This window comes from Frateuria sp. (assembly GCF_013362045.1).
Classification (GTDB): Bacteria; Pseudomonadota; Gammaproteobacteria; order Xanthomonadales; family Rhodanobacteraceae; genus Frateuria_A.
The window spans coordinates 1-10,065 of sequence record NZ_JABFWW010000010.1 but is presented as its reverse complement, the minus strand read 5'-3'; the positions used below and the strand labels follow the sequence as shown (position 1 = coordinate 10,065).

Genomic DNA, 10,065 nt, shown 5'->3' with positions numbered 1-10,065 from the left:
TTTTCATTGAGCGTGTGGCGAAGGTCTCCTCCTCTCCTCTCTCCCCCGGCCGGACCGGGGGAGAGGGGTGATCGTGCAAGCTCGCCGGCTTTGCTCCCTTTCCACCGAGCCAGCTCGGGGGAAAGGGTTGGGGAGAGGGAGGCTTTTCGTCCTACTCCAACCCCTCCAGCACCTCGGCGACTGCCCGCAGATCCGCCACCAGTTCGTCGAACGCCTGGTGCCGGCGCTCCTCCTCCGGCATGCGCAACACCGCCGACGGATGCCAGGTCGCCAGCCCCTGCGTCGCCTCGTCCAGCGGCCGCCACACGCCGCGCTCGGCGGTGATGCGGAAGGCGTTGCCGAACATCGTCTGCGCCGCCATCGCGCCCAGGCCCACCACCAGCTTCGGCTTCACGCGCAGCAGCTCCGCCGCCAGCCACATGCGGCATGCGGCCTGCTCGGCGGCGTTGGCACGCTTGTGCAGCTTGGCGGTGCCGCGCAACTCGTACTTGAAGTGCTTGACGGTGTTGGTGAGGTAGAGCATCGCGCGGTCCAGCCCCGCCTCGCCCAGCGCGCGGTCGAGCAGCTGTCCCGCCGGCCCCACGAACGGCGCGCCCTCGCGGTCTTCGTACAGCCCCGGCTGTTCGCCGACCAGCATCACCTGCGCGGCCGCCGGCCCCTGGCCGAACACGGTCTGTGTGGCGTGGCGCCACAGCGGGCAGGCACGGCAGTCGCGCGCCTTGCGCCGCAGCGTGGCCAGCGCGCCGGCCGGCACCTCGTCCACCGGCTTGGCCAGCGGGACGCCGAACGGGTTCTTGACGGGACGCGCAGGCATGGCGAGCGGACGCTAGCGACGGTGCAGTGAACCCGCCGGCAAGATCGTCCGCGGCGGCCGCCTAGAGGGTCTGCAGGAACGCTTCCAGCAATGCGCCGCGGTACTTCTGCCGGTGCAGCAACAGCGAGAGCGTGCGCTTGAGATCCAGGAAGGGTGTCTTCAATACCTTCAGCCGCCCCGTCGCCAACGCGTCGGTGAGCGCCACCTCGGGCAGGCAGGCGATGCCCAGTCCGGCGGCCACCGCCTGCTTGATCGCCTCGATCTGGTCCAGTTCCAGCACCGTCTCGCCCGGCGGCAGTTGCGCCAGCACCCGCTCGCTGGTGGCGCGGGTGGCCGAGCCGGGTTCGCGCAGCACCCAGCGCGCTCCGGCGAAATCGGCGGGCCGGAGCGATCGCCTGCGCGCCAGCGGATGATCCGGCGCCGCGCACACGCGCAGCCGGTCCTCGCGCCAGGGCTTGAGTTCGAGTTGCGGATGCGCGACCGGGCCTTCCACGCAACCGACGTCCAGCGCGTGGTCGAGCAGCATCGAGGCGATGGTGTCGGTATTGGCGACACGCAGGCGGATCGCCACCTGCGGCTGCGTGCGCACGAAGTCGCCCAGCAGTTCGCCCACCAGGTAATTGCCCACCGTGTTGCTGGCGCCGATGCGCAGTTCGCCGGACAGCGCCTCGGCGTCGCCCTGGCCGATGCGCGCCAGCTCCGCATGGCGCTCCAGCAGTTCCTGCGCGCGCGGCAGTAGCTCGCGGCCGCGAGCGATGAGGCGCAGGCGCCCGCGCTCGCGGTCGAACAGCGGCGCGCCCAGCTGCCGCTCCAGCTCGGCCAGCGCCATGCTGGCGGCCGGCTGGGTCAGGTGCACACGCTCGGCGGCCGCGCGCAGGCTGCCGTGCAGCGCGGTCTGCACGAATACGTCGAGCTGGCGGGGCGTGACGTTCAGCATCAGCCGATCTTATAGCAGCGATCAGGAATGCAAAGTTTTCCTGATCGGCAGCGGCACCGACAATGGCCGCGCCCCTCAACGCGAGCGCCCGATGAACGCCCTTGCCGCCACGCCCTCCCCCACCCTGTCCGATCGCCTGCCCGGCCTGGGCCTGGCGCTCGCCATCGCGCTGGTGGCGCTGGGGCTGGGCCGGCTGCTGCCGCTGGTCGGCGGGCCGGTGATCGGCATCGTGCTAGGCATCCTGGTGCGCAACACCATCTCGCCGGGTGCGCTCTTCACGCCAGGCATCCAGTTCGCCGGCAAGCAGGTGCTGCAGTGGTCGATCATCGCGCTGGGCTTCGGGCTCAGCCTCGACCAGGTGGCCAGGACCGGGCTCGAGTCGCTGTCGGTCACGCTGGTCACGATGAGCGCCTCCTTCGTCGCCGCCTGGGGCCTGGGCCGGCTGCTGGGCGTGCACGACCAGCTCAAGGTGCTGATCGGCGTGGGCACCGCGATTTGCGGCGGCTCGGCGATCGCGGCGGTGACGCCGATCATCAAGCCGGACGAGCACGATACCGCGTTCGCGATCTCCACGATTTTCCTGTTCAACGTGGTTGCCGTGCTGCTGTTCCCGCTGCTGGGGCACCTGATGCACCTGTCCGATCTGGGCTTCGGCCTGTGGGCCGGCACCGCGATCAACGACACCTCCTCGGTAGTTGCCGCCGGCTACAGCTACAGCCATGCGGCGGGCGACTACGCCACCATCGTCAAGCTCACCCGCGCCACGCTGATCATCCCGGTGTGCATCACGCTGGCGGTGATGGTGGCGATGCGCGAGAGGAAAAAAGGCGCCGCCGACTTCAGCCTCAGGCGCATCTTCCCCTGGTTCATCCTGTGGTTCCTGGTCGCCTCGGCGGTGCGCACCGCGGGGCTGGTGCCGGTGGCGATCCAGCCGATCCTGCACGAGGCGGCGGAGTTCCTCATCATCGTCGCGCTCACCGCGATCGGCCTGTCGGCCAACCTGCGCCGGATGATCGCCAGCGGCCCGCGCCCGATCCTGCTGGGCCTGGGCGTGTGGATCGCGGTGGCCGTCAGCAGCCTGCTGGTGCAGCTGGCGATCGGGCGGCTGTGACCGTCGCCGTGCCGATCATCGGGTGCTGCGGAAGACGGCGGGCCGGTCAGGCCTCCACTCGTCCTCGCCGTGCAGCCAGCGCTCCCGCGCGACGGTCGCGGTGCACGGCCCCAACGTGCAAACGCGGATCACGCGCGTGTCGGCTTCGGCTTTGAGCCTGTCCAGCACCTCGCGCAGCATGCGCCCTTCGAACGGCGTGTACAGGTAGAAGACCGTGCCGGCCGAAAGATCGGCCGCGCGCACATCGCCCTGCACGAAGGTCACCCGGCCGAGATCGAGCGCCTGCGCACACCGCCGGGCGCAGCGGACGTAGGCCGCTTCCCACTCGATGCCGACGCAGCGCGCGCCGGTGCAGATGGCGGCGAGCAGCGGAACCTGGCCCAGGCCCGAACCGAGGTCCACCAGCACGTCGCGCTCGTCCAGTGCGGTGCGGGCGAGCATCCCGAAGATGTGCCGCGCCGGGGTGGGCTGGTAGAACACCATCCCCGCCATCGGCGCGGCAGGCATGTCCGGTTCCTCGATCTGCAGGATGCCGCTGACCAGCGTATCCAGGTAGTCGTAGCCGTCGCCCGGGAGGTCGCCGTCGGGGCCGGCCGAACGCGCCCACTCGAGCAGCGCATGCGCGCCCGCGCCCCGCTGGACGTCCCGGCGGATGCGCTGCTGGAGTTCGGCGTCGACGGCTTCGAAGCCGGCGCACAACGCCTCGACCCTCTCGCGCAGCTGCGCGGGCCCGGGCGCCCCTTCGCCGGAAGCTCCGCAGGCTCGGTGGATTTCGAGGCGATCGAGCGCTTCGCCGCGCTCGCGCATGCGCCCGGGCTCGCGCAAGCTGCGGTCCCGTTCCAGCTCATCGAGCAGGGATTCGAGCGTGCGAGGCATCCGGGGCCGGGCTGGCGCCCGCTCAGGCCTTTCCCTGTTCCGTCAGCGTCAGCGCCACCTTGTCGCGCAGGTACACAGGCAGCGCCTGTTCCGGCGGCACGGCGCGCCCGGCGCGGTACTCGCGCACGGCCAGCTCGGCGACGTGGCGGGCCTGCGGATAGCGGTCGCCATCGGCGTGCTTCAGCGTGCCGGTGAGGCGTCCGCGCAACACCTCCGCGTAGGTCGCCCAGCCGCTGCCGACCACGTTCCACGCTGGCGCTTCGGGTAGCGCCAGCGCGGCCGGCGCGCAGATGCGCTCCTCGTCCAGCGCCACCAGTCCGCCCGCATCGTCGTGGCGGTAGCAGGCGGCGTAGATCTCGCCCATGCGCGCGTCGATCACGGCGAGGATCGCCGCCTGGTCCTGCGGCGCCTCCAGCGCCAGCGCCGCCAAAGACGACACCGGCACCACCGGGCGATCCAGCGCCAGCGCCATGCCCTGCGCCAGCGCCACGCCCAGCCGCACGCCGGTGAACGCGCCGGGGCCACGCCCGACCGCGATCGCATCGAGCGCATGCCGACCCAAGCCCGCCTCGGCGAGCAGCGCGTCGGCCATCGGCAGCGCCAGTTCGGCGTGCCGGCGCGGCGCCAGCTCGCTGCGCGCGATCACTTCCTCGCCATGCACGAGGGCGACGGAGCAGGCTTCAGTGCTGGTTTCGATGGCGAGCAGGTTCATGGGCCGCCATTCTCGCATGCCGCGGAAAAGGCGACGGGCGAAAGCAGGCTTGTCGATGCGGGGGCTGTTCGCGCGTCGTCATGGCGGCGCGCCTAAACGGCCGCCTTTCCTGCCATGCTGCTCGCCCGCGAAGGAGGCCTCGCTTGAACCTGCCGACCCCCACCGATTCTTCCGTATCCGCACGCGACGGCCGCTGGCTGGCGCTCGCCGTGCTGTGCCTCGGCGTGCTGATGATCGTGCTGGACACGACCATCGTGAACGTGGCGCTGCCTTCGATCCGCGCGGACCTGGAGTTCTCCGAGTCCACGCTGGCCTGGGTGGTCAACGCCTACGTGCTGACCTACGGCGGCTTCCTCCTGCTCGGCGGACGGCTGGGCGACCTGTTCGGGCACCGCCGGCTGTTCCTGCTCGGGCTGGTGCTGTTCACCGTGGCTTCGCTCGCCTGCGGGCTGGCGGGCTCGCGCGAATGGCTGGTGGTCGCGCGCGGCATCCAGGGGCTGGGCGGCGCGGTGGTCACGGCGGTGGCGCTCTCGCTGATCATGGACCTGTTCACCGAGCCGGCCGAGCGGGCCAAGGCGATGGGCGTGTACGGCTTCGTCTGCGCCGGTGGCGGCAGCGTCGGCGTGCTGCTCGGCGGGCTGCTGGTGAGCACGCTGAACTGGCACTGGGTGTTCCTGGTGAACCTGCCGATCGGGCTGGCGGTGTTCGCGCTCTCGCTGCGGTTGCTGCCGGCGACGCGCGGCGGCAGCGGGCGCCACCTGGACGTGGGCGGCGCGCTCAGCATCACCGCGGCACTGATCCTTGCGGTGTATGCCATCGTCGGCGGCAACGAAGCGGGCTGGCTGTCCGCGCGAACGTTGGGCATGCTCGCCGGCGCGGCGGTGCTGTTGGCGCTGTTCCTCGCCATCGAGGCGCGCGTGCGCGTGCCGCTGGTGCCGCTCAAGCTGTTCCGCCTGCGCAACCTGGCGATCGCCAACCTGGTCGGTGTGTTGTGGGCGGGGGCGATGTTCGCCTGGTTCTTTCTCTCCGCGCTGTACCTGCAACGGGTGCTGGGCTATGGGCCGATGCAGGTGGGCCTGGCGTTCCTGCCGGCGAACCTGGTGATGGCCGGCTGTTCGCTGGGCCTGTCCGCGCGCATCGTGATGCGCTGGGGCATCCGTGGCCCGCTGGCCGGCGGTCTGCTGGTCGCCGCGATCGGGCTGGCGCTGTTTGCGCGCGCGCCCGTGGACGGGCACTTCGCGGTCGATGTGCTGCCCGGCATGGTGCTGCTGGGCCTGGGTGCAGGCATCGCCTTCAACCCGGTGCTGCTGGCTGCGATGAACGATGTGGAGCCGCGCGACTCCGGCCTGGCTTCCGGCGTGGTCAACACCGCCTTCATGATGGGCGGCGCGCTCGGGCTGGCCATCCTCGCCAGCCTTGCCGCCGCCCGCAACGGCGCCCTGCTGGAGGCCGGCGCAGCCAGCGCGGCAGCGCTCAGCGGCGGCTACCGCGTGGCGTTCCTGGCAGGCACCGGTTTCGCCCTGCTGGCGGCTGCGCTCGGCCTGCTGTTGCGCCCGCACAGGAACGCCACCGCCAGCCCGATGGAACCGGCGGTGCCGTAACGGGAGCGCCTCAGGCCTGCTTCTGCGGCTCCTGCGGCGCATCCGCCCGCGCCGCCGGTGCATAGGCGTACCAGTCGATCCGGCGCGTGAGGTACATCAGCAGCGCCACCGTCGCCAGCAACACCAGCGCTCCCACCAGCAACGCGTACTGTTCGGCGGCGATCAGGCCGTAGAGCACCGTGTAGACCAGCGCGAGCATGCCACCGAGCAGGAGGCCGGCCCGGCGCGCGCGCAGCAGCACGCTGGCATAGCCGGCCACGATCGCCACCACCGCCGCGGCCGCCACGGCGTAGGCCACCCCGAAGGGCAGTTGCTCCGACAACGCCAGCAGCATCAGGTAGAACGTCGCCAGCGCCGCGCCGATCAGGAGGTACTGCACCGGATGCACGCGCAGGCGCCTGAGCACTTCGAACAGGAAGAACGCGACGAAGGTCATCGCGATGAACAGCAATCCGTATTTGCCGGCCCGCTCGTTGCGCTGGTACGCGTCCACCGGCTGGTAAAGCTCCACGCCGAAGGCCGATGCCCTGACGGCCTCGGCGCTGGCGTCGCCTGCCTGCCAGTACTGGCCATAGCTTCGGTTGAGGTCGAGCATGTGCCAATGCGCGGAAAAGCCCTTGCCGTCGACCTGGCGCTCCGCCGGCAGGATCGCACCGATGAAGCTCGGGTCGCGCCACGGCGCGCGCACCGCCAGGTCGGTACTGCGTGCCAGCGGCAACACCTGCAGCGACTCGATGCCGGCGACCTGTAGCGTCATCGAGAAGCTGATCGGGCCGTCGCCGAGCGTGGGCAGGTCGATCGGGAGCACCACGCTCGGATAGCCGGCCAGGCCCTGCGCCGAGGACTGGAACCGTGCAGGCCGGCCGTTGACGGTCAGCCCGCTCACCTGCTGCAGGCCGCGCAGGTCGGCGAGCAGCAGGCGGAGCTCCGCCTGGTGGTCCAGCCACTGCGCCTGGCTGGCACGGCGCGCCCGGGCCAGGTCCTGCGGCAGGAAACTGCCGGAGAGGCGCACCGTGGAGACGAACACCGGCGCGCCATAGATGCCGTAGCGGCGCGTCTGCACCGCCATCGCCACATCCACCTGAAGGTTGTCCGCCAGCACCACTTCGGTGCCCGTGCGCACCTGCGGCGCCTGGCCCGTCGCTTCGGTCACCAGCCACTCGGTCGGCACCGCCAGCACCAGCCCGCCCAGCACCTGTCGCCCGCCCCAGCCCTGGGCGATCTGCGCAATCGCGCTCTCGCGCAATTGCTGGCGCTCGGCGATCAGCCCGCGCACCTGCTCCAGCGGAATCAGCATCAGCAGCGCCAGCGCGCCGACGCCCAGCAGCTTGGCCAATACCGTCTGCGTCCACTTGCCCATCGCCCTTCCCTCCCTTCAATAGGAAGGCCGATCAGAACAGCGCACGCGGGCGCACCTCTGACCGGAACGGGCGAAACGCGGGCAGCGCATGGCCAGGCGCCTGCATCGGCTGGATTCCGCGCCAGCGGGCGACGGGGCGATGAGCTCCCCTCGATCCGTCAGGCCATGGCAGCCTTGGCGGCATCGGCCAGCCATCGCATCGCGCCGAGGTACGGGCCAGGGCCGTGGCTGATGCGGGCGACGCCCAGCTCGGCCAGGCGCGCGCGACCGGGGACGCCGGGCACGACCATGACGTTGACAGGCAGCGGCGAGGCTTCCGCGAGGCGGGCGATCAGGGGTTCGGCGACTACGCCGGGCACGAACAGGCCGCTGGCGCCGGCATCGGCGTAGGCATGGGCGCGGTGCAGGGCGGCGTCCACCATCGCCATGTCGTGCGCCTCGGCCGGCTTCTGGAAGAACACGTCGGTGCGCGCGTTGATGAACAGCGCCGCGCCGGCTTCGTCTGCAGCACGGCGCGCGGCAGCGAGGCGCACTGCCTGGTCGGTGGCTTCGCGCAGGCGGCCGTCGGCGGGAAAGCTGTCTTCGAGGTTGCAGCCGATCGCGCCGGCTTCGAGCGCGGCGACGACGGTGGCGGCGACCTGGTCGGGGGCGTCGCCGTAGCCGCTTTCCAGGTCGACGGTCACCGGCTGCGTCACCGCGGCGACAATGCGGCGCAGGTTGTCCAGCGCGAGCGCGAACGGCAGCTGCTCGCCATCCGCGAAGCCGTTCGCGGCGGCCACCGACCAGCTGCCGGTGGCGATCGCGCGGGCACCGGCGTCGGCGACGGCGCGCGCGCTGCCGGCATCCCAGGCGTTGAACAGCACCAGTGGCTGGCCGCGCACGTGCAGGGAATGGAACTGCCGAGCCTTTTCGTTTCGTGGAATCACGACACTCTCCGATGGGTTAGCGAGGGAAAACATCCGGACCGGCGGTGGCATGCGGGGCCCATGCACTCGAAGAATCGCGCACGAAGGTCTCGGTGGCGGGTACGGTGCACGCCCGGCGAACGGCACCTTCGATGCGCCTGCGACCCACGCGGACATGACCGGGTTGAGCATCCAGTCCAACGCACACTGAGGTGTTTGTCGCGTCCGCAGGATCGATCGGCAGCCGCGGCGGCCGCAGCCGAGGGGCCTGGCTTCGCACCCATCACGCAGCCTCTCCGTGCGCGTGCCAGAGGTGCAAGGCCTCCTCCACGATCACTTCGGGGCGTTCCTCGGGCCAGAACAGCTTGCCGTGCGGCAGGCGGCGCACGCCGCGCGAGTTGCCGAGCACGCGATCCAGGTAGGCCGCGCCGTCGGGCGGGAAGATGGTGTCGGACATGCCCCAGACGATGCGCACCGGCACGCGGCTGCGGCGCAGCCCGGCCTCCAGCCCCAGCAGCGGGTTGCGTGCCAGTGCGATGGCGTAGGCATGCACCAGCGCCTTGCGCCGCGGGCTGGACAGCAGCGGACTGAAGTACGTGTCGATCGCCTCGTCCGTGGGGTGCGCGGGGTCTGCATAGCACATGCCGCCGATGCCCTCGGGCGAGCGCGCCAGGGCCTTGTCCCGCAGCCACCTGCCCAGCCACTCGTCGGCGAAGCGGCCCTGCCGGGACAGTTCGATCACCGGTTGCATGGCCGCGGGCGGACTGTCGGGCTCGGTATCGGTATTGGTCAGCAGCAGCGTGCGCACGCGCTGCGGGTGGCGCACCAGCAGGAGCTGCGCCACCGCGCCGCCGCTATCGCTGGCCACGAGGTCCACGCGGTCGATGGCGAGCGTGTCGAGCAGGGCGACCAGCATCGCGACCTGCGCGTCCGGCCCCACCGGCTGTCCGTCGCGCACCTGCGTGCAACCCATGGCCAGGAAATCCGGCGCGATGCAGCGCCGCCAGCGCGAAAGGCGCCCGATCGCACCGCGCCACTGGAAGCCGTTGAGCGGGAAGCCGTGCAGGAACAACGCGACGCGGCCGGCACCACGCTCGACGTAGGCGATGTCGCCGAACGTCGTCCTGGCGTACCGGCGCAAGGCGCGGAAGGTTTGCGCGCCCATGTCACCCGTCGACGATGCCGCGTGCTGTCCGCGCACCGCGCCAGGCAGCGCGAGCAGTCCGGCCGCGCCCAGGGCGGCTCCCAGGAATGTCCTGCGATTGATCATGCGAAACCTCCCTGGCCCTCGCCGCCGTGGCCCGGCAACGCGTCCGCGCCACCGTCGCCTGGAGAACGACCATCTGCCCTGCTCGAACGTGGTGATGCGACGGGAACCGCCGCCGTGGATGCTCCCGCGGAGCGGGCGGGCCGGCCGCGAGGCCGGCACCGCCCGACGCAATCAGTGTTGCTTCGACGCCATCGCGGAGGCGTGCGCCTCTTTCAGCTTCACGGCGCAGTCATCGCAACAGACTTCCACGTTCTTTCCGCCGATCTTCACCTGGATGGCGTTCTCGTCCAGGGGGTAATCGCAGGCGGCACAGGTTCGCTCGCTCATGTCAGTTCTCCGGTCGACCCCGGGATGGGGTGGAGAAAGTAGACCCTGTGCGGATGATGGACGCTGTCGAAAACTTTAGCGATCAGCGCTGCAGTGCCGCCTGCCGGAACTCGCTGGGAGTGCGCCCGTACATCTTCTGGAACGCCGCGCTG

At 71.0% G+C, this 10,065-nt stretch carries 10 protein-coding genes; 2 read left to right on the top strand and 8 right to left on the bottom strand.

Going from position 1 to position 10,065, the window contains the following annotated elements:
• Positions 1–151 precede the first annotated feature (151 nt).
• Both HOQ08_RS00325 and HOQ08_RS00320 read right to left on the bottom strand, forming a co-directional pair.
• Positions 152–814, bottom strand: coding sequence for a UdgX family uracil-DNA binding protein (locus HOQ08_RS00325; RefSeq protein WP_291189810.1), 663 nt, complete (start codon positions 812–814; stop codon positions 152–154).
• A 61-nt stretch (positions 815–875) separates the two neighbouring features.
• Positions 876–1,751, bottom strand: coding sequence for a LysR family transcriptional regulator (locus tag HOQ08_RS00320; RefSeq protein ID WP_291189808.1), 876 nt, complete (start codon positions 1,749–1,751; stop codon positions 876–878).
• A 91-nt stretch (positions 1,752–1,842) separates the two neighbouring features.
• Here HOQ08_RS00320 and HOQ08_RS00315 point away from each other — a divergent pair, with 91 nt between their 5' ends.
• Positions 1,843–2,862: a putative sulfate exporter family transporter gene (locus HOQ08_RS00315; protein ID WP_291189805.1), complete on the top strand. Its 1,020-nt coding sequence runs from the start codon at positions 1,843–1,845 to the stop codon at positions 2,860–2,862.
• 15 nt (positions 2,863–2,877) lie between these two features.
• Here the strand turns inward: HOQ08_RS00315 and HOQ08_RS00310 are convergent, their stop codons facing one another.
• A complete protein-coding gene (locus tag HOQ08_RS00310; protein ID WP_291189803.1) occupies positions 2,878–3,738 on the bottom strand; it encodes a class I SAM-dependent methyltransferase in 861 nt (286 codons plus the stop codon).
• Positions 3,739–3,760: 22 nt separating this feature from the next.
• Entirely contained in the window at positions 3,761–4,450 is a 690-nt protein-coding gene (gene tsaB, locus HOQ08_RS00305; RefSeq protein WP_291189800.1) for a tRNA (adenosine(37)-N6)-threonylcarbamoyltransferase complex dimerization subunit type 1 TsaB, read from the bottom strand.
• Positions 4,451–4,593: 143 nt separating this feature from the next.
• Here tsaB and HOQ08_RS00300 point away from each other — a divergent pair, with 143 nt between their 5' ends.
• Positions 4,594–6,051, top strand: coding sequence for a DHA2 family efflux MFS transporter permease subunit (locus HOQ08_RS00300; protein ID WP_291189797.1), 1,458 nt, complete (start codon positions 4,594–4,596; stop codon positions 6,049–6,051).
• A gap of 10 nt (positions 6,052–6,061) precedes the next feature.
• Here the strand turns inward: HOQ08_RS00300 and creD are convergent, their stop codons facing one another.
• From creD to HOQ08_RS00280, 4 genes are all read right to left on the bottom strand, one after another.
• Positions 6,062–7,411 (bottom strand): cell envelope integrity protein CreD, encoded by a 1,350-nt coding sequence (gene creD / locus HOQ08_RS00295; RefSeq protein ID WP_291189794.1) that lies wholly within the window; start codon positions 7,409–7,411, stop codon positions 6,062–6,064.
• Between the two features lie 158 nt (positions 7,412–7,569).
• Complete coding sequence (locus HOQ08_RS00290) at positions 7,570–8,337, bottom strand: isocitrate lyase/phosphoenolpyruvate mutase family protein (RefSeq protein ID WP_291189791.1); 768 nt, start codon at positions 8,335–8,337, stop codon at positions 7,570–7,572.
• Positions 8,338–8,599: 262 nt separating this feature from the next.
• Entirely contained in the window at positions 8,600–9,586 is a 987-nt protein-coding gene (locus HOQ08_RS00285) for an alpha/beta hydrolase (RefSeq protein ID WP_291189789.1), read from the bottom strand.
• 171 nt (positions 9,587–9,757) lie between these two features.
• On the bottom strand, positions 9,758–9,913 hold the full coding sequence (locus HOQ08_RS00280; protein ID WP_291189787.1) for a hypothetical protein: 156 nt from the start codon (positions 9,911–9,913) through the stop codon (positions 9,758–9,760).
• Between the last annotated feature and the right edge of the window lie 152 nt (positions 9,914–10,065).